This window comes from Pseudomonas sp. 2FG (genome assembly GCF_005502935.1).
GTDB lineage: Bacteria > Pseudomonadota > Gammaproteobacteria > Pseudomonadales > Pseudomonadaceae > Aquipseudomonas.
Genome location: NZ_SCMP01000010.1, coordinates 24,189 through 42,450 on the forward strand (window position 1 = coordinate 24,189; position 18,262 = coordinate 42,450).

An 18,262-nucleotide genomic window follows, 5' to 3' on the forward strand; every position below is an offset into this window, starting at 1 on the left:
CAGCAGTCGCTGTGTGGTCGGATCAAGGCCGGGAGACGTAGCGGGATCACCGCATGCTGGGCCTGGGCTCACATGCCCGCCGGGGATAGCTGGCGAGAGATGCCCGGATTCTACCCCTCACGCCTTCGCCGAGGAAAGGCTGGCGGTCGGCCGGGAGGGCGTAGGGTGTGTTACCCGTAGGGCAACGCACCGGCAGAAGGTTAATGGTGCGTTGCAACGCACCCTACAAGAGCGGCTTAGCTCGGCAGCAAACGGCAGGTCAGGCTCTTGATATAGCGGGTCTCGACTATCGCCGGGTGCACCGGGTGATCCGGGCCTTGGCCGCCACGTTCGAGCAGCTGCATATTGCGATCCAGGTGACGGGCGCTGCTGAGCAGGATGTTCTGCAGGTCGTCTTCCGGCAGGTGCATGGAGCAGGAAGCGCTGACCAGGATGCCGTCCTTGTTCAGCAGGCGCATGGCTTGTTCGTTGAGGCGACGGTAGGCGGCCTCGCCGTTTTTCAGGTCTTTCTTGCGCTTGATGAAGGCGGGTGGGTCGGCGACTATCACGTCGAAGCGCTCTTCGGCGGCTTTCAGTTCCTTGAGCGCTTCGAAGACATCGCCTTCCACGCAGGCCACTCGCTCGGACAGGCCGTTCAGCGTGGCATTGCGCTCGACGCCGTCGAGGGCAAAGCCGGAGGCGTCTACGCACATCACTTCGCTGGCGCCAAACGCCGCCGCCTGCACGCCCCAGCCGCCGATATAGCTGAACAGGTCGAGCACGCGCTTGCCTTTGACGTAGGGTGCCAGGCGCGCGCGGTTCATCCGGTGGTCGTAGAACCAGCCGGTTTTCTGGCCTTCCATGACCGGCGCTTCGAACTTCACGCCGTTCTCTTCCAGGGCCACCCACTCCGGCACCGTACCGAACGCGGTGTCGACGTAGCGGCTCAGGCCTTCGGCGTCACGGGCGGCGGAGTCGTTCTTCCACAGTACGCCGCTGGGTTTGAGCACTTGGATCAGCGCGGCGAGCACGTCGTCCTTATGTCGCTCCATGGTGGCGGAGGCCAGCTGGACCACAACGATATCGCCGAAACGGTCGACCACCAGACCCGGCAGCAGGTCGGAATCGCCATAGACCAGGCGGTAGTAAGGCTTGTCGAACAGACGCTCGCGCAGCGACAACGCGACATTGATCCGGTGCACCAGCAGGGACTTGTCCAGCACATGCTTGGTATCGCGGGAGATCAGGCGGGCGCAGATCAGGTTGTTCGGGCTCAGCGCGACTATGCCCAGCGGTTTGCCGCCGGCCGCTTCGAGGATGGCCTGGTCGCCGGCATTGAAGCCGTTCAGCGGGGTGGCGACGACATCGACTTCGTTGCTGTAGACCCACAGGTGTCCGGCGCGCAGGCGGCGATCGGCATTGGCTTTGAGGCGCAGGCTGGGCAGGGACATGGGTCGCTCTCCGGAAAAAGAGCGGGATTATAGCCCAGGCGACACGCTAGCTGGTTGCAGCGGGTGACCGTGCAGCGGCGAGTATGTGGCTAGGCCGTGGCGGGTTGCGCTCGGCGCGCCTCGTCGGCCTTGGCCTTTCCTGCTAAGGTGGCCGTCTGCTCTTCAATTTGCCGTTGCCGTGCCCGCCTTTTATGCCTGAGCTACCCGAAGTCGAAACCACCCGCCGCGGTATCGCGCCCTATCTCGAGGGCCAGCGCGTCAGCCGGGTGATAGTGCGTGAGCGCCGCCTGCGTTGGCCGATCCCCGAGGACCTCGACGTGCGCCTGTCGGGGCAGCGCATCGAGTGCGTCGAGCGGCGCGCCAAGTACCTGCTGATCAAGGCCGAGGCGGGGACTCTGATCAGCCACCTCGGCATGTCCGGCAGCCTGCGCCTGGTGCCTGCCGATACGCCGGTGGCCAAGCACGAGCATGTGGATATCGTCCTGGAGTGCGGGCTGGCGCTGCGTTACACCGACCCGCGACGTTTCGGTGCGCTGCTCTGGAGCATCGATCCGCTCAACCACGAGCTGCTGCGGCGCCTGGGGCCCGAGCCGTTGACCGAGCTGTTTGACGGCGAGCGGCTGTATCGGCTGTCGCGCGGCAAAAGCATGGCGGTCAAGCCGTTCATCATGGATAACGCGGTGGTGGTCGGGGTCGGCAACATCTACGCGACCGAGGCGCTGTTCGCCGCCGGTATCGACCCGCGCCGCGAGGCCGGCTCCATCTCGCGGGCGCGTTATCTGAAGCTGGCGGAGGAGATCAAACGCATCCTCGCCGCCGCCATCGAACGCGGGGGCACCACATTGCGGGATTTCGTCGGTGGCGATGGTCAGCCGGGTTACTTCCAGCAGGAATTGTTCGTGTACGGGCGCGGCGGTGAGTTCTGCAAAAACTGCGGCAGCACCTTGCGCGAGATTCGTCTGGGCCAGCGCGCCAGTGTCTATTGTCCGCGCTGCCAACGCTGAAGTTATCGGCCGGCTTTCTGGCCCAGTGGCAATGAGCGCTTCCATTCGCCTTATCTGCCGAAAAAGCCGCACTATGCGTTCTACGGCGATTGACGGCCGTCACGCTGACAATCGCCCGAGCGCTGTTATAGTTAGAGCCACCGCACCCTGAATAGCTGAAGGATCGCACTCATGAACCTGTTTCGCTCAACCGCTGTTGTCTTGGCGCTGACCACTGGCCTCCTGGCGCTGCCGGCACAGGCGGAAATGGTGCAGCAGAATGCCAGTGGTGATCCGACGTACACCGTCGAGGCACCACCGGCCTATTCGATGATCGGTGATTTGCTGATTGCCCGCCCCTTGCTGATTGGCGCTACGGCGATTGGCGTTGTGGCCTTTGTCGTCAGCCTGCCGTTCACGGCGCTGGGTGGCAATGTCGGCGAAGCCGCGCAAGAACTGGTGGTTGTGCCGGGCAAGGAGGCGTTTGTGCGCTGCCTGGGTTGCACCAGCAGCGGCTACAAACAAGACTGATCAGGTAGTACTGAACAGGTAGTAACGCTGAAAAGCCGGTCAATCGACCGGTTTTTTGGTTTCTGCGTTTGGCGTGAAGAGTATGGCCTGGCCAATTCCGCGCGGATCGCTGGCGGTCTCGACGCTGGCGCTGTCCTTGTTCCACAACAGCACCTGCTGATTCCCGTAACTGCGCCCTACGGCTTTGAGCCGATAGCCGCGGGCTTGCAGGGCGGTGATTTCTGCCGGGGTGAAGGCCGCGGGCTCGTACTCGATCTGGTCCGGCAGGTATTGATGGTGGTAGCGCGGCACCGCCGGCCAGCCCGCCACCGGTTGGTCATCGAGGTATTCGAGCACCGCCAGCAACACCATGCTGGGGATGCGGCTCCCGCCCGGGGTGCCGAACGCGCTGAACTGGCTAGGGCTCTCGATAAAGCTCGGGCTCATGCTCGACAGCGGGCGTTTACCGGCGGCGATCGCATTGGCCTGGCTGGCGCTTAGGCCGTAGGCATTGGCGCCTTGAGGATCGGCGGCGAAGTCGTCCATCTCATCGTTGAGCAGCACACCGGTGCCCGGCACGGTGAAGGCGGCGCCAAATGGCAGGTTGACCGAGAGGGTGGCGGCGACGGCGTTGCCGGCGCTGTCGAGCACCGCGAAATGGGTGGTGTGCTCGCCTTCGCGCCAGGCCGGAGCCGGCGGCAGGCTGCTGCTGGGTGTGGCTTGCAGCGGGTCGATGCCGCGCGCCAGCTGCTGCAGGTAGCGACTGTCGAGCAACTTGGCGATGGGGTTGGCGATAAAGTCCGGGTCACCGAGCAGGCCGCGGTCGCGATAGGCGCGGCGTAGCACTTCCACCACATAGTGACTGCGCTGCAGCTTGTCGGCCTGGCGCCAGGGCAGCTGTTGCAGCATGGCCAGGCTTTGCGCCAGGGCGATGCCACCGGCGGAGGGCGGCGGCGCGCTGATCAACTCACGTCCCTCGGCCAGCGGGTAGCGCAACGGCGCGCGCTCCACCACGCGGTATTGCTCCAGGTCAGCGAGGCTCCAAATCCCGCCGGCCGCCCTGACTCCGCTCACCAGTTTCTGCGCCGTTTCGCCGGCATAGAAGCCGGCCTTACCGTAGCGGGCCAGACGCTCCAGGGTGTCGGCGAGTTCCGGCTGCTGCAGCAGGCTCCATTGTTCGGGGACGGCGCCCTTATCGAGGAAGATCCGCGCGCTTTCCGCATCGTCGCGCAAGGCCGCCAGGCGCCAGGTGGCGCGCTCGCGGTAGACGCGGTCGATGGACACGCCGTCGCGCGCCAGGCGGATCGCCGGAGCCAGGGAGTCGATCAGGCGTAAGCGCCCGAAGCGCTGGGCCAACTCCACCAGGGCCGCGGGCAAGCCAGGAATGGCCGCGGCCAGGCCGCCATCCAGGGACAAGGCCGGCTGCACCTGGCCGCCGCGCCGGTACAGATCGGCGTGGGCGGCCAGCGGTGCCCGTTCGCGGGCGTCGAGAAAGCGGTAGGTCGGCGGCTCGCCCGCCTCGCGCAGCAGAAAGAAGCCGCCACCGCCGAGGCCCGAACCATAGGGCTCGACCACGGCGAGGGCGGCGCTGACCGCCACGGCGGCGTCGAAGGCGTTACCGCCCGCCGCCAGGGTTTCCAAACCCGCTACTGTGGCGGCGGGATGGGCGCTGGCGATGGCGGCTTGCTTGGGGGTTGGCGCGGCTTGGGCGAGCAGGGCACAAAACAGCAGCAGGGCGCCGAACAGCGCTCTGGCAGGCGAGCTGCCGCGGATCAGGCGGCTCACGGGCTCAGGCTTTGCCGGTGAGGATCAGGTATTTCTGCATCAGCTCGTCTTTGCTCTCGACGTGCGCCTCGTCGAGCGGGATGCAGTCGACCGGGCAGACCTGCTGACATTGCGGCTCGTTGTAGTGGCCGACGCATTCGGTGCACAGGTTGGGATCGATGACGTAGATCTCTTCGCCCTGCGAGATGGCGCCGTTCGGGCACTCAGGTTCGCAGACGTCGCAGTTGATGCAGTCGTCGGTGATGATCAGGGACATGGAACAACTCCTGCCGTGGCGGTTGCCGCGACATTGGGGAACTATGCGGTAATTGTGCCGCATCGGCGCCCGCAGTGCACGCGACCGCCATGGCGGGTGGAAATGCCGAAAATGCAGGGAGCATTTTTTCGGCCGGGCGCCTTACCGGTTGGCGGACTCAGCGCTTGAAGCGTTCGGTCAGGGCCTCGGCCACCACCGGGTGGACGAACTTGGTGATGTCGCCACCTAGGGCTGCGATTTCACGCACCAGGGTGGAGGAAATAAACGAGTACTTCTCCGACGGCGTGAGGAACAGGCTTTCCACGTCCGGCACCAGTTGCCGGTTCATATTGGCCAGTTGGAACTCGTACTCGAAGTCGGAGACGGCGCGCAGGCCGCGCAGGAAGACATTGGCGTTCTGCTCCTTGGCGAAGTGCGCGAGCAGGGTGGCGAAGCCCACGACCTCGACGTTCGGCAGGTGCTTGGTGACCTCGCGGGCCAGCTCTACCCGTTGTTCCAGAGGAAACATCGGGTTCTTCTTAGGGCTGGCGGCTACCGCGATGACCACTTGATCGAACAGGCGCGAGGCGCGCTCGACGAGATCGCCATGGCCCTTGGTGATGGGGTCAAAGGTACCTGGGTACAACACTCGATTCATCGCGACGTCCTGGCGGAGTCCGTAGGGGATTCGGATGGTAGCGCAGCAGGGTCCCGCCGGCCAAGTCAGGAGGTGCAGGCGCGCATCTTGGTGGCCAGGGTGAACCCAGCTGGGTTTCACCCTGGCGGGTTCCAGTCAGGCGTAGGGTGGATTCAGCGAAGCAATCCACCAATGCCGGCGCAGGCTAACCCGCCCTACGCTTTGCCGAGCCGCTCGGCCAGCCGCGTGGCCAGCTTGGCGGTGAGGCCATAGACCGACAGCTGCGGGTTGGCGCCAATGCTGGTGGGGAACAGCGAGCCGTCGTGGATCGACAGGTTGCTCAGTTGGTGGTGGCGGCCGAGGCTGTCGGTAACGGCCTGCTGCGGGTCTTCGCCCATGGCGCAGCCGCCCATCACGTGGGCGCTGCCGAGGCGGGTGCGATACAGCTCCAGGCTCAGATTGTCGATCAACGCATGGGCTTGCTTGGTCGTTTTCACGTAGTCGGCGTCGGCGTGCATCGGCAACACGGCCTTGGCCCCGGCGGCGAACTGGATCTCGGCCATGGTGTGGAAGGCGCGGCGCACGCCATCCCAGGTGTAGTCGGTCATCCGGTAGTCGAGTACCGGGCTGCCATCGCCGCGCAGCTCCACCCTGCCTTCGGCGCTGTCCGGGTGGAAGCCGTCGCGCAGCAGCGCCAACATCATGTTGGTATGCGGTAGCTGTTCCATGCGCAAGGCGTTGTCGACGCCGAAGCGGCCGAGCAGGGTGGCGGTCAGCGCCGGATGCAAGGGCGGTACTTCCAGTTTGTAGGACATGCGCCCGGTCGGGCCCTCGTCCCACTGGAAGTGGTCGGAGTAGATCGACTGCGGCGCGCCGTAGAACGGGTTGATCACCTGCTCGAACTGCGCGGCGGAGAAGTTCACCAGGTGCAGGAAGGTACGCTTGCCGGCCCGTTGGTGCGGATCCGGCGCCTTGGAGCGCAGCAGGATCGCCGGGCTGTTGATGCCGCCGCCGGCCAGCACGTAATGCTTGGCCTTGACCCTGATCTTGCGGCCGTTCGGCGCCACGCAGCGCTCGTCCATGCCCACGCATTCGATGCCGCTGACCCGCTCGCCGTCGAGCAGCAGGCGCTCGGCACGTGCCAGATAGAGCAGCTCGCCGCCTTTCTCCAGGGTCGCCGGGATGCTGGTGACCAGCATCGATTGCTTGGCGTTGGTCGGGCAGCCCAGGCCGCAGTAACCGAGGTTCCAGCAGCCGCGGACGTTGCGCGGGATGACCTTCCAGTGGTAGCCGAGCTTGTCGCAGCCGGCGCGGATCACCTCGTTGTTGGCATTGGGCGGCAGCAGCCAGGGCGCAACGCCCAGGCGCTGTTCCATCCTCTCGAACCAGGGGGCCATCTGCGCCGAACTGTGGCCTTTGACGCCGTGTTCCTTGGCCCAGTGTTCCAGGGTCGGGTCGGGGGTGCGAAAGCTCGAGGTCCAGTTGATCAGCGTGGTGCCGCCGACTGCGCGGCCCTGCAGGATGGTGATGGCGCCATCCTTGCTCATCCGCCCGATGCCTTCCTGATACAGGCTGGGATAGGCCTCGGCCTCCTGCATCTTGAAGTCGCTGCTGGTCTTCAGCGGCCCCTCTTCGATCAGCAGCACCTTGAAACCAGCGGCGCTGAGAATTTCCGCGGTGGTGCCGCCGCCGGCCCCCGTGCCGACGATGGCGACGTCGGCCTCCAGGGTCAGGTCATGCTCCAGGCGTGAGCCGTTGTGGGTTTTCCAGCCGCGGGCGAGGCCTTCGGCGAACAAATCGGGTACGGGCATGTCAGGCTGCTCTCAGGCTAATTCTTATGGTGTGCCGCTACAGGTGTTGCCTCAGACCGTCGGCGGCCCCGGGTAGCCGCAATGCGCCCAGGACTCCGGGCGCCCGTACCAGGCCATCATCACCAGCTGGAGCAGCGAGCTGTGGCCCATCTTCAGCAGACCGATGGAGCTGTTCTGCCAGCGCTCGAGGAAGTTGCGCACCTCTGTGTCGGACGCAGTTGCCCAGCTGCCCCAGACCCCGGTCAGCGGGCCGCGGGTGATCGGCAGGGCGAGCACATCGAACAGCTGTACGGTGAGTTTGAGCATCGCTGGCGACAGCCGGTTGAGGCTGTAGTCGAGGCTCTGCAAGGTGCCGTCGATGGCGTCCGGCATCTGCTCCGGGGCGACGGCGCCTTCGAGCAGTACCGGGATCAGGGCCTTAAGGAACGGCAGGTCGGAAGCCCGCAGGACGCTCAAGCCGCTGGCCGGCGTACTGGCCGAGCAGCCGCTGAGGGTCGCGGTGACCCCGGCGGTGGCGAGCAAGGCCGTGCCGAACAGGCCGACCTTGAGCAGGCCGCGGCGGGACAGGCCCGGCGCGTCGAAGCTGGTGTCAGTCATTGTGGTTATGCACCTCGCTCTAATGGCGACTTAACGGATAAACAGCTTGTACACCAGCTTCTGCAGCGCCTTGCCGTAGGGCGGGTAGATCAGCTTGGCGGCGTTGAAGCGCTGTTTGATAAACACGCCCTTGGCTTTGCTGAAGGTCAGGAAGCCTTCGTGGCCGTGGTAGTGGCCCATGCCGGACGGGCCGACACCGCCAAACGGCATGTCGTCCTGGGCCACATGCAGCAGGGTGTCGTTCAGGCACACGCCGCCGGCGTGGGTCTCGTGCAGCACGCGTTGCTGCTCGCCCTTGTCGTAGCCGAAGTAGTAGAGCGCCAGCGGCCGTGGACGGTGGTTGATGTAGGCGAAGGCCTCCTCGATGCGCTCGTACGGCACTATCGGCAGCAGCGGGCCGAAGATCTCGTCCTGCATGATCTTCATCTCGTCGCTGACGTTCAGCAGCAGGGTCTGCGGCATGCGCCGGCCCTGGCCTTCGGCGAACAGGGGGATCAGCTTGGCGCCTTTGCTTTCTGCGTCGCTCAGGTAGCTCTGCAGGCGCTGCAGCTGACGCTCGTTGATGATCGCGGTGTAGTCCGGGTTGTCCTTCAGGCTCGGGTAGAAACCCTGCACCGCCTGGCGATAGGCGGCGACGAAGCCGTCCACGCGATCTTTCGGCACCAGCACGTAGTCAGGCGCCACGCAGGTCTGCCCGGCGTTCATGGTCTTGCCGAAGGCGATGCGTTCGGCGGCATCCTGCAGCGGCACGTCGGCCGAGACGATAGCCGGCGACTTGCCGCCCAGTTCCAGGGTGACTGGGGTCAGGTTTTCCGCGGCGGCGCGCATCACGTGCTTGCCTATGCTGGTGGCGCCGGTGAACAGCAGGTGGTCGAAGGGCAGTTTGGAGAAGGCCATGCCGACCTCCGCTTCGCCCAGCACCACGGCGACCAGGTCTTGCGGAAAGATCCGCGCCAGCAGGTCCTTGAACAATTGCGAGGTGACCGGCGTCGACTCGCTCATCTTGACCATTACCCGGTTGCCGGCCGCGAGGGCGCCGACCAATGGGCCGACGGCGAGAAATAGCGGGTAGTTCCACGGCACTATGACGCCGACCACGCCCAGTGGCTGGTACACCACCTTGGCGCTGGCCGGCTGGAAGGCCAGGCCGACCGCGCGGCGCGAGGGTTTCATCCACTTCTTGAGGCGCTTGCTGGCGTAGTGGATGCCTTGCACGCTGGGCATGATCTCCGCCAGCAAGGTCTCCTCGGCGGCGCGGTTGCTGAAGTCCTGGGAAATCGCCTGGACCAACGCCTCCTGCTCGCCGAGCAGCAGCTCACGCAGGGCGTTCAGCCACTGCATGCGCTGCTCTGCCGTGGGCATCGGGTTGGCGCGGAAGGCCTCGCGCTGGCGGCTGAATAGGTCATCCAGTTGGGCGATCTGTTGCTGGCTCTGTTGCAGGTAAGCGATGTCGGCGACCATGCTGCGGCTCCTTGGCGATCCAGCGTGGGAAACCCGGAAACCGTTTGCATAGCGGTTTGGGGCTTCATGGAAAGTGCGTGCTGGATTTTTAGAGTAATTACTCTAATGTGTCAAATAGAATGCCGTGGCAGCTCGTCGGGTGCAGCCCAACGAAAAGTCAGTATTCGCTCGTCTGCGTGGTATTGCGTAACACTGCGCAGACTTGCCCCTGTACCTTTGGCACAGCACGGCGACGTACCCGTATCCAACCCAGAGCAGCTTTATGGCCGCGCCGATCAAAACCCGCGAACGTATCATCCAAGCCAGCCTGGAGCTGTTCAACGCCCAGGGCGAGCGCAACGTGACGACCAATCATATTGCCGCGCACCTGGGGATTTCCCCGGGCAACCTGTATTACTACTTCCGCAACAAGCAGGCGATTATCGCCGAGCTGTTCAGCCAGTATGAGCGGCAGGTGGACGTCTTCTTGCGCCGCCCGCAAGGCCGTGCGATGACGGTGGAAGACAAGACCTTCTACCTGGAGGCGCTGCTGGCGGCGATGTGGTACTACCGCTTCCTGCATCGCGATCTCGAGCATCTGCTGGAATCCGATGCCGAGCTGGCGGCGCAGTATCGGCTGTTCTCCCAGCGCTGCCTGAGCCATGCGCAGGCGATCTATCAGGGTTTCGTCGAGGCGGGGATTCTGCTGATGGATCGTCAGCAGATCGAGGCGCTGACCCTCAACAGCTGGATCATCATGACGTCCTGGGTGCGCTTTCTCTGCACTTCACGCGGGGATCCGGGCGATCTCAGCGAGGACATGCTGCGGCGGGGCATCTATCAGGTCTTGGCGCTGGAAGGTGGCTATATCGCTCCGGATGCGCAGACGGCTGTGCAGGCGTTGTATCAGAAACTCTATGTGCCGCTGGAGCTGGTGATTCCGAGCTAGACGCGCCGGGCGTGATTTATTCGCCCGACGCCTGTTCCGCCAGCCAGTCCGGAATGCGCCGCTCCAGGTAATAGCCGGGACGTACTAAGGAACCTTCGATAAAACCAACGTGGCCACCGCGCGGGTGCAGCTCGAGCCTGGTGTTGGCGGCCAGCTCCGAGGCTTCCGGCAGGCTGTGGCGGAATACGAAGGGGTCGTCGATCGATTGGATCAGCAGAGTCGGGATCGTGATCGTGCCGAGGTAGTAGCGGCTCGACGCGCGCCGGTAATAATCCTCGGCATCGGCAAAACCGTGCAGCGGCGCGGTGATGCGGCCGTCGAAATCCCAGAAGGTGCGGATGCCGTCCAGTGGCCCGAGCTGCTCCAGGGTGGTCAGGCGCTCGGCTTGGCCGTCGAGTTTGAAGCGCTTCTGCTTGTCGCGCACATAGGCGAGCATTTCGCGCATAAAGTGCGTTTGGTAGACCTTGGAAAAGCCGATGCCGATGCGGTCGGCGCAGTGATCCAGGCGAAACGGCACCGATACCGCGACCGCCGCCCGCAACCCGCACGCCGTGCCGGTTTCGCCCAGGTGCTTGAGCAGCACATTGCCGCCCAGCGAATAGCCGACGGCATACAGCGGCGCCAGCGGCCGCTGGCGGCGCAGGTGCTCGATGGCGGCGGCGAGGTCTTCGCTGACCCCGGAGTGATAGCCGCGCGGCAGCAGGTTCGGCTCGCCGGAGCAGCCGCGCCAATTCAGCGCCGCACTGGCCCAGCCCTGAGCGGCCAGGCTTTGCTGCAAGCCGAGCACGTACAACGAACTGGATGAGCCGGTCAGGCCGTGCAGGATCAGCACCAGCGGCGCCTCGGCCGCATGGGGGCCGTGCCAGTCCAGATCGAGAAAGTCGCCATCGGCGAGCCACAGGCGTTCGCGCCGCCGCTCGAGCACGGGTGGCCGCCGGCACAGCGCATTCCACAGGGTTTGCAGGTGGGCGCTGGGCAACCACCAGGCGGGTTTGAAGCTCGTGCTCATAGTTGTTGCTCATCGATCAGTCGCAGCCGCGCGGGTGGCTCTACGCCGTGCGTTGCCAAAGCGCGTAATAGACCTGGCCGGCTTTCTGTTCCCGATGCAGGCGCCAGTTGCCCGGCAGACCGAGGCCCGAGGGTGGAGTTTCGCTTTCGGTATAGATCCAGGCGTCGTCGGCTAGCCAGCCTTTTTCTTCCAGCAGGGTGCAGGTCGGCAGCAGCAGGTTCTGGCCGAACGGCGGGTCGAGAAACACCAGGTCGAAGGCGCTGCCCGGCTGATTCTCCAGATAGCGCAGGGCATCGCTCTGCAGCAGCTGGCCGTTGCCACATTTGAGGGTGTCCAGCGCCTGGCGCAGGCTGGCGATGGCCGCCGCGTTCAGGTCCAGCGCCAAGGCCATGCTGGCGCCGCGGGACAAGGCTTCCAGGTACAGCGCACCGCTGCCGGCAAACGGGTCGAGCACGCGGGCACCGGCCACATAGGCGGCGAGCCAGTTGAACAGGGTTTCGCGCACCCGGTTCGGGGTCGGCCGCAAGCCGTGGGCCATCGGGAAGCTGAACTGGCGGCTACGCCACTCGCCACCGATGATCCGCAGCTGGCCTTGGCCGCCGTGGGTTGGAACGTTGCTGGGTTTCGCGGGACGGCTCATCAGTGCTCCGGTACGCCGAGCGGCTGCTCGACGGGGTGGTCGGTGGGGGGCGGCAGTTGTTTCTGCGGCACGCTCGGGCCGGCGCTGACTATCACCAGGGCATCCGGGTGCAGGTGCTTGGCCATCGCGGTTTTGACCTGCGCGACGTCGAGCGCCTGAACCTGCCGCATGAAGTCTTCCAGGTAGGTTAACGATAGGTCGTAGAAGCCAATGGCACCCAGTTGCCCGACTATATCGGCATTGCTCGCGGTGGACAGCGGGAAGCTGCCGGCCAGTTCGCGCTTGGCGTCATCCAGTTCCTTTTGCGTCGGGCCGCTGGCCAGGTAGTCGCGGAGGATGTCCTGCACCAGTTTCAGGGTGCCTTCGCTGAGTTCGGCGCGGGTCTGCAGGCTGATCATAAACGGCCCGCGCGCCTGCATGGCGCTGAAGCCGGAGGATATGCCGTAGGTCAGCCCGCGTTTTTCCCGCACTTCCTCCATCAGGCGCGTGCCAAAACCGCCACCACCGAGAATCTGATTGCCCAGGTACAGCGCGGCGTAGTCCGGGTCGCGGCGGTCGATACCCAGTTGGGCCAGCAGCAGGGTGGTTTGCTTGGAGGGGAACTCGATATGGCTGGGCCCGGCTTTCGGCTCCTGCGGCTGGGCCACCTTGGCCAGCGCCGGACCTTTCGGCAGCGCGCTGGAGACCTGCGCCGCCATGGCCTCGGCCTCGGCCCGCGTGAGGTCGCCGACCAGCGCGATCACCACATTGCCGGCGGTGTAGGCCTTGCTATGAAAGGCGCGCAACTGCGCGATGCCGATAGCCGGAATCGACTGCGCGTCGCCTTCGCTGGAGTGGGCGTAGGGATGCGCGCCATAGAGCCGTTCGAACAGTTGCAGGCCGGCCAGTTTGCCGGGGTTCTGCTTCTGGTATTCGAAGCCGGCCAGCACCTGGTTCTTGATCCGCGCCAGGGCGTCGGCGGGAAAGCTCGGCTGGCCGATGACCTGGGCGAACAGCTGCAGCGCCGCTTCGCGTTTGTCGGCGGCGCTCAGGCTGCGCAGGCTGGCGACGGCCATGTCGCGATAGGCGCCGTTGCCGAAGCCGGCGCCGAGGTTTTCGAAGCCTTCGGCGATGGCGCTGACATCCTTGCCGGCCACGCCTTCGTTGAGCATGGCGTTGGTCAGCATAGCCAGGCCGGGTGTGCCGCCGTCCTGGCTGCTGCCGGCGGCGAAGGTCAGGCGCAGGTCGAACATGGGCAGTTGGTGCGCCTCGACGAACAGCACCTTGGCGCCCTCGGCGGTTTGCCAGGTCTGGATCTCCAGGGCCCGGTGGCTGGGCGCCTGGCCGTCGAGGGTGGCCAGCGATTGCAATTGATTGCTAGGTGCCGCTGCCGGGGTGGTCGGGGCTTGGGCCGGGCGGCTGACAAGGAAGGCCAAGACTGCCAGCAGCGCCAACAGGGCCAGACCGAGCAGGCCGTAACGCAGAGCGTTGCGCTCACTCATGGGAAGCCTCCTTCGGCAGGATCTCGGCGACGCTTAGGCGCTCGCGGGTGAAGTAGGTGCGGGCCGCTTGCTGGATATCGGCGGCGGTCACCGCCTCCAGGCTGGCAAGATCCTCATCCATCAGCTTCCAGGACAGGCCGACGGTTTCCAGCTCGCCTATGGTGGTGGCCTGGCTGGTAATGGAGTCGCGCTCGTAGACCAGGCCGGCAATCACCTGGGCGCGCACGCGCTGCAGTTCCTCGGCGGACGGCGGGCTCTGCTTGAGGTCGTCGAGTTGCCGCCAGAGGCCGGCTTCGGTGTCTTGCAGGGTCTTGCCGGTTTGCCCATTCGGGGTGGCGGACAGCACGAACAGGCTGTCGCCGCGGGTGTAGGCGTCGTAGTAGGCCGAGGCGCCGGACACCAGTTCTTCGCCGCGCTCCAGGCGGGCCGGCAGGCGCGCGCTGTAGCCGCCGTCGAGCAGCGCGGCGATCAGCCGCAGGGCATGCACAGCGCGGGCATTCTTGGCGCTCGCCAGGCCCGGCACGTTAAAGCCCATCAGCAGGCTCGGCAACTGGGTCTGCAGGTGCAGGCGAATGCGCCGCTCGCCCGGTTTGGCCAGCTCTACCGGCGGCTTCGCACTCGGCACTGCGCGGCGGGGGATGGGGCCGAAATAGCGTTCGGCGAGGCCCTTCACCTCGTCGGCACTGACGTCGCCGACCACCACCAGGGTGGCGTTATTCGGCGCGTACCAGGTTTCGTACCAGGCGCGCAGTTCCTCCACCGTCATGCGCTTGAGGTCGGCCATCCAGCCGATGGTCGGGGTGTGATAACCGCTGGCGGGGTAAGCCAGGGCCTGGAAGCGTTCATAGGCCAGCGCGCTGGGCTTGTCGTCGGTGCGCAGGCGGCGCTCTTCCTTGATGACCTCGATCTCGCGGCTGAACTCCTCCGGCGGCAGGCGCAGGCTGGCCAGGCGGTCGGCCTCCAACTCGAAGGCCACCGCCAGGCGGTCACGGGCCAGGACTTGGTAGTAGGCGGTGTAATCGTCGCTGGTGAAGGCGTTCTCCTCGGCACCCAGTTCGCGCAAGATCCGCGAGGCTTCACCCGGGCCGAGCTTGCGGCTGCCCTTGAACATCATGTGTTCGAGGGCATGGGACAGGCCGGTCTGGCCCGGCGTTTCGTAGCTGGAGCCGACCTTGTACCAGATCTGCGAAACCACCACCGGGGCGCGGTGATCCTCGCGGACTATGACCTTGAGGCCATTCTCCAGGCTGAATTCGTGGGTCGGCTGAGGGTCTGCGGCCAGTGTCGTCAGCGGCACGCAGAGGGCCGCGAGCAGCAGACCAGCGGCGCGGCGGGCTAGCATTTTCATTAAGTGGTCGACCTGTCGGGCGGCCCGCGTGGTCTTAGCGTCGGCGGGCGCGGAGGTGCTAGGATACTCATCCGTTTTACTGGCGGCCACGGCTGTTGGGTTTTTGCCCTGTCGGCGCGTCGCTCCCTTGAGATAGCCGTCTCCATGTTTGGTTCCCACGACGACAAGAAGACTCCAGCCGCGGCTGGAGAGAAAACGCCGGCTGAGTCCGGAGAGAAGAAGAGCCTGTTCGGCTGGCTGCGCAAGAAGCCGCAGGAGACTGCTGCCGAGGCGTCGGCCAAACCACGGCCCGCCACGCCTGAGCCGGTCGCAGTGGTGCCTGCCAGCGGCCCGGTCGAGCCGACCTTGACGGTTGAGTCGCCGCCAACGGCCGAACCGAGCCTCGCGCCACAGCCGCTGGCCAGCCCGCCGCCGCTTAGCCCTGCTGAGCCGCCCGCGCAGGCCCAAGCTGTGCCCGACAGTCGCGTGCCAACGCCTGCCCAGGCCGCTCTCGAAACTGTAGAAGAAGCCGCCAAGCCAGGCTTTTTCGCGCGCTTCAAGGCGCCGGAGAGCCAGGCGCCGAGCCCGGTGGCAGCGTCGCCGGCAACCGCCGAGCCGGTAGCGCCCGCAGCGCTCGAAACTGCTCCGCCGGTTGCGCCGCCGGTGCCGCTAACGCCCGCGCCGGTCAGCGTCACCAGCGTGGCTGCCAGTGCCGAAGAAACTAAAGCCGGCTTCTTCGCGCGTCTGAAGCAGGGGCTGTCGAAGACCAGTGCCAACCTCGGCGAGGGCATGGCCAGCCTGTTCCTCGGCAAGAAAGCCATCGATGACGAGCTGCTCGACGAGATCGAAACCCATCTGCTGACCGCCGACGTGGGCGTCGAAGCCACCACCGCGATCATCCAGAGCCTGACGCAAAGGGTCGCGCGCAAGCAGCTGACCGACAGTGGCGCTCTGTATAAAGCCTTGCAGGAAGAGTTGACGGCCTTGCTCAAGCCGGTCGAACAGCCGCTGCAGATCAATCCGCAGAAGAAGCCATTCGTGATTCTGGTGGTCGGCGTGAACGGTGCCGGGAAAACCACCACCATCGGCAAGTTGGCGAAAAAACTGCAGCTGGAAGGCAAGAAAGTCATGCTCGCCGCCGGCGATACCTTCCGCGCCGCCGCCGTCGAGCAATTGCAGGTCTGGGGCGAGCGCAACCAGATCGCGGTGATCGCCCAGCACACCGGCGCGGACTCCGCTTCGGTGATCTTCGATGCGGTGCAGGCCGCCACGGCGCGCGGCATGGATGTGCTGATCGCCGATACCGCCGGGCGCCTGCACACCAAAGACAATTTGATGGAAGAGCTGAAGAAGGTCCGCCGAGTGATCGGCAAGCTCGATGAGGCGGCGCCGCACGAAGTGCTGCTGGTGCTGGACGCCGGCACCGGGCAGAACGCCATCAACCAGGCCAAGCAGTTCAACCAGACCGTGAGCTTGACCGGTCTGGCGCTGACCAAGTTGGATGGCACGGCCAAGGGCGGGGTGATCTTCGCCCTGGCCAAGCAGTTTGGCCTGCCGATTCGCTATATCGGCGTCGGTGAGAGCATCGACGATCTCCGTACCTTTGAAGCCGAGGCCTTCGTGCAGGCCTTGTTCGCCGAGCGGGAGCATGCATGATTCGCTTTGAGCAGGTCGGTAAACGCTATGCCAATGGCCATGTCGGCCTGCACGAGCTGAGTTTCCGCGTGCGGCGTGGCGAGTTTCTGTTCGTCACCGGGCACTCCGGTGCCGGCAAAAGCACCTTGCTGCGGCTGATTCTGGCGATGGAGCGGCCGACCACCGGCAAGCTGCTGCTGGCCGGACAGGATCTGGCGCAGATCACCTCTGCGCAGATTCCGTTTCTGCGCCGGCAGATAGGTGTCGTATTCCAGAACCACCAGCTGCTGTTCGACCGTACCGTGTTCAACAACATCGCCTTGCCGTTGCAGATTCTCGGCCTGTCCAAGCCGGAGATCGCCAAGCGGGTCGACGCGGCGCTGGAGCGCGTGGCGCTGGCGGACAAACGCGAGCTGTTTCCCGGCGATCTGTCCACCGGTCAGCAACAACGGGTCGGTATCGCCCGTGCGGTAGTCCATCGCCCGGCCCTGCTGCTGGCGGACGAACCCACGGGTAACCTCGACCCGCGGCTGGCGGCGGAGATCATGGGCGTATTCGAAGACATCAACCGCTTGGGCACCAGCGTGCTGATCGCCAGTCACGATCTGGCGTTGATCGCCCGCATGCGCCATCGCATGCTGACCTTGCAGCGCGGCCGTTTGATTGGCGATGGGGAGGCCGGCTAATGAGTGCGACTCGCAACCCACAAGAGCCGTCGTCCGCGGCCGAGCGCGTAGGCGCTGCGCCGAAGAAGAACGACAAGAAGGATGACGGCGGGCCGGATTTCCGTACCCTGCTGCACGCCTGGCTGGAGAGCCATCGCTACAGCCTGGTCGACAGCCTGCGCCGGTTGGGCAAGCAGCCGATCGGCAGTTTCTTCACCTGCCTGGTGATGGCCATCGCCCTGAGTCTGCCGATGGGGCTTTCCCTGCTGCTGAATAACGTCGAGCGCCTCGGTGGCTCCTGGCAGCGCGCCGCGCAGATTTCCCTGTTCATGCAGCTCGATGCCAGCGATGCCGAAGGCGAACAGCTGCGGGCGCAGATCGCCGAGATGGCGGATGTCGCCGAGTCCGAGTGGATCAGCCGCGAGCAGGCGCTGGCGGAGTTTCAGCAGCAGTCGGGCCTCGGCGAAGCGCTCAAGGAGTTGCCGCAAAATCCGCTGCCGGGGGTGATTCTGGTCACGCCGAAGGAAGTCGATAAAGCCGGGTTGGAGGCCTTGCGTCTGCGTCTGGCGGAGTTGCCGAAGGTGCAGCAGGCGCAGCTCGATCTGCTCTGGGTGGAGCGCCTGAGCGCGATCCTCAAGCTCGGTGAGCGCTTCGTCTTCGGTCTGACCCTGTTGCTGGTGATGGCGCTGCTGTTGGTCATAGGTAACACCATTCGTCTGCATATCGAGAACCGCCGCACGGAGATCGAGGTGATCAAGCTGGTCGGCGGGACCGACAGCTATGTGCGCCGGCCCTTCCTCTATATGGGCGCGCTCTATGGTTTGGGCGCCGGGTTGCTCGCCTGGGCGGTGCTGGCCTTCGGCCTGGACTGGCTGAATGGCGCCGTGGTGCGGCTGGCAGGGCTCTACGGCAGTGATTTTGCCCTCGGAGGGGTGCCATTAGCCGATGGTCTATCTCTGCTGCTGGGCGCACTATTGTTGGGGTATATTGGCGCCTGGCTAGCGGTCGCTCGGCACTTGAACGAGCTCGCGCCAAAGTAGTAAGAGTTTGTTTCTATTTGTGTTTTCGTGCTTTTTGAACTTTTGAGTCAACTGTATAGTCTTATTCGCAGTGCTTGAAAGGCACATG

At 65.2% G+C, this 18,262-nt stretch carries 17 protein-coding genes; 6 read left to right on the top strand and 11 right to left on the bottom strand.

All coding sequences use genetic code 11. From position 1 onward, the window contains the following. Nucleotides 1–236: 236 nt before the first annotated feature. On the bottom strand, nt 237–1,430 hold the full coding sequence (locus FFS13_RS11740) for a class I SAM-dependent rRNA methyltransferase (RefSeq protein ID WP_137819274.1): 1,194 nt from the start codon (nt 1,428–1,430) through the stop codon (nt 237–239). Nucleotides 1,431–1,621: 191 nt separating this feature from the next. Between FFS13_RS11740 and mutM the strand changes: the two genes are divergently transcribed. Both mutM and FFS13_RS11750 read left to right on the top strand, forming a co-directional pair. Then, nucleotides 1,622–2,434 carry a bifunctional DNA-formamidopyrimidine glycosylase/DNA-(apurinic or apyrimidinic site) lyase gene (mutM, locus tag FFS13_RS11745; protein ID WP_137819275.1) on the top strand — a complete coding sequence of 271 codons (813 nt, stop codon included), beginning with the start codon at nt 1,622–1,624 and terminating at the stop codon, nt 2,432–2,434. Nucleotides 2,435–2,605: 171 nt separating this feature from the next. Then, the gene (locus tag FFS13_RS11750; protein ID WP_137819276.1) at nt 2,606–2,944 is read left to right on the top strand and encodes a multidrug transporter; all 339 of its coding nucleotides are present in this window, start codon (nt 2,606–2,608) and stop codon (nt 2,942–2,944) included. Between the two features lie 39 nt (nt 2,945–2,983). Here the strand turns inward: FFS13_RS11750 and ggt are convergent, their stop codons facing one another. The 6 genes from ggt to FFS13_RS11780 form a co-directional block, all read right to left on the bottom strand. Next, nucleotides 2,984–4,708 carry a gamma-glutamyltransferase gene (gene ggt, locus FFS13_RS11755; protein WP_371922953.1) on the bottom strand — a complete coding sequence of 575 codons (1,725 nt, stop codon included), beginning with the start codon at nt 4,706–4,708 and terminating at the stop codon, nt 2,984–2,986. Nucleotides 4,709–4,712: 4 nt separating this feature from the next. After that, a complete protein-coding gene (locus FFS13_RS11760) occupies nt 4,713–4,964 on the bottom strand; it encodes a YfhL family 4Fe-4S dicluster ferredoxin (RefSeq protein WP_119952829.1) in 252 nt (83 codons plus the stop codon). Between the two features lie 157 nt (nt 4,965–5,121). Next, entirely contained in the window at nt 5,122–5,601 is a 480-nt protein-coding gene (gene coaD, locus FFS13_RS11765) for a pantetheine-phosphate adenylyltransferase (RefSeq protein WP_137819277.1), read from the bottom strand. A gap of 194 nt (nt 5,602–5,795) precedes the next feature. Beyond that, entirely contained in the window at nt 5,796–7,391 is a 1,596-nt protein-coding gene (locus FFS13_RS11770) for a GMC family oxidoreductase (protein ID WP_137819278.1), read from the bottom strand. 51 nt (nt 7,392–7,442) lie between these two features. Then, nucleotides 7,443–7,988 (bottom strand): twin-arginine translocation pathway signal protein, encoded by a 546-nt coding sequence (locus tag FFS13_RS11775; RefSeq protein WP_137819279.1) that lies wholly within the window; start codon nt 7,986–7,988, stop codon nt 7,443–7,445. A 30-nt stretch (nt 7,989–8,018) separates the two neighbouring features. Then, the gene (locus tag FFS13_RS11780) at nt 8,019–9,449 is read right to left on the bottom strand and encodes a coniferyl aldehyde dehydrogenase (RefSeq protein WP_137819280.1); all 1,431 of its coding nucleotides are present in this window, start codon (nt 9,447–9,449) and stop codon (nt 8,019–8,021) included. A gap of 262 nt (nt 9,450–9,711) precedes the next feature. On the opposite strand from FFS13_RS11780, the gene FFS13_RS11785 reads away from it, so the two are divergent. Beyond that, nucleotides 9,712–10,377: a TetR/AcrR family transcriptional regulator gene (locus FFS13_RS11785; protein ID WP_137819281.1), complete on the top strand. Its 666-nt coding sequence runs from the start codon at nt 9,712–9,714 to the stop codon at nt 10,375–10,377. Nucleotides 10,378–10,393: 16 nt separating this feature from the next. Here FFS13_RS11785 and FFS13_RS11790 read toward each other — a convergent pair whose 3' ends face one another. From FFS13_RS11790 to FFS13_RS11805, 4 genes are read right to left on the bottom strand one after another with little or no spacing between them, the layout of a single operon-like run. Next, nucleotides 10,394–11,386, bottom strand: a complete 993-nt coding sequence (locus FFS13_RS11790; protein ID WP_137819282.1) for a hydrolase — start codon at nt 11,384–11,386, stop codon at nt 10,394–10,396. Between the two features lie 40 nt (nt 11,387–11,426). Next, nucleotides 11,427–12,026: a 16S rRNA (guanine(966)-N(2))-methyltransferase RsmD gene (gene rsmD, locus FFS13_RS11795; protein WP_137819283.1), complete on the bottom strand. Its 600-nt coding sequence runs from the start codon at nt 12,024–12,026 to the stop codon at nt 11,427–11,429. Then, nucleotides 12,026–13,507, bottom strand: a complete 1,482-nt coding sequence (locus FFS13_RS11800; RefSeq protein WP_137819284.1) for a pitrilysin family protein — start codon at nt 13,505–13,507, stop codon at nt 12,026–12,028. Before FFS13_RS11800 ends, rsmD begins: the two co-directional genes overlap by 1 nt. Continuing rightward, nucleotides 13,500–14,855: a pitrilysin family protein gene (locus FFS13_RS11805; protein ID WP_137819285.1), complete on the bottom strand. Its 1,356-nt coding sequence runs from the start codon at nt 14,853–14,855 to the stop codon at nt 13,500–13,502. The genes FFS13_RS11800 and FFS13_RS11805 overlap by 8 nt, the downstream gene beginning before the upstream one ends. Before the next feature lie 144 nt (nt 14,856–14,999). Here FFS13_RS11805 and ftsY point away from each other — a divergent pair, with 144 nt between their 5' ends. From ftsY to ftsX, 3 genes are read left to right on the top strand one after another with little or no spacing between them, the layout of a single operon-like run. After that, on the top strand, nt 15,000–16,490 hold the full coding sequence (ftsY, locus tag FFS13_RS11810) for a signal recognition particle-docking protein FtsY (protein WP_137819286.1): 1,491 nt from the start codon (nt 15,000–15,002) through the stop codon (nt 16,488–16,490). Continuing rightward, nucleotides 16,487–17,155, top strand: a complete 669-nt coding sequence (gene ftsE / locus FFS13_RS11815) for a cell division ATP-binding protein FtsE (RefSeq protein ID WP_137819287.1) — start codon at nt 16,487–16,489, stop codon at nt 17,153–17,155. The genes ftsY and ftsE overlap by 4 nt, the downstream gene beginning before the upstream one ends. After that, nucleotides 17,155–18,174, top strand: coding sequence for a permease-like cell division protein FtsX (gene ftsX, locus FFS13_RS11820; RefSeq protein WP_137819288.1), 1,020 nt, complete (start codon nt 17,155–17,157; stop codon nt 18,172–18,174). The genes ftsE and ftsX overlap by 1 nt, the downstream gene beginning before the upstream one ends. Nucleotides 18,175–18,262 lie beyond the last annotated feature (88 nt).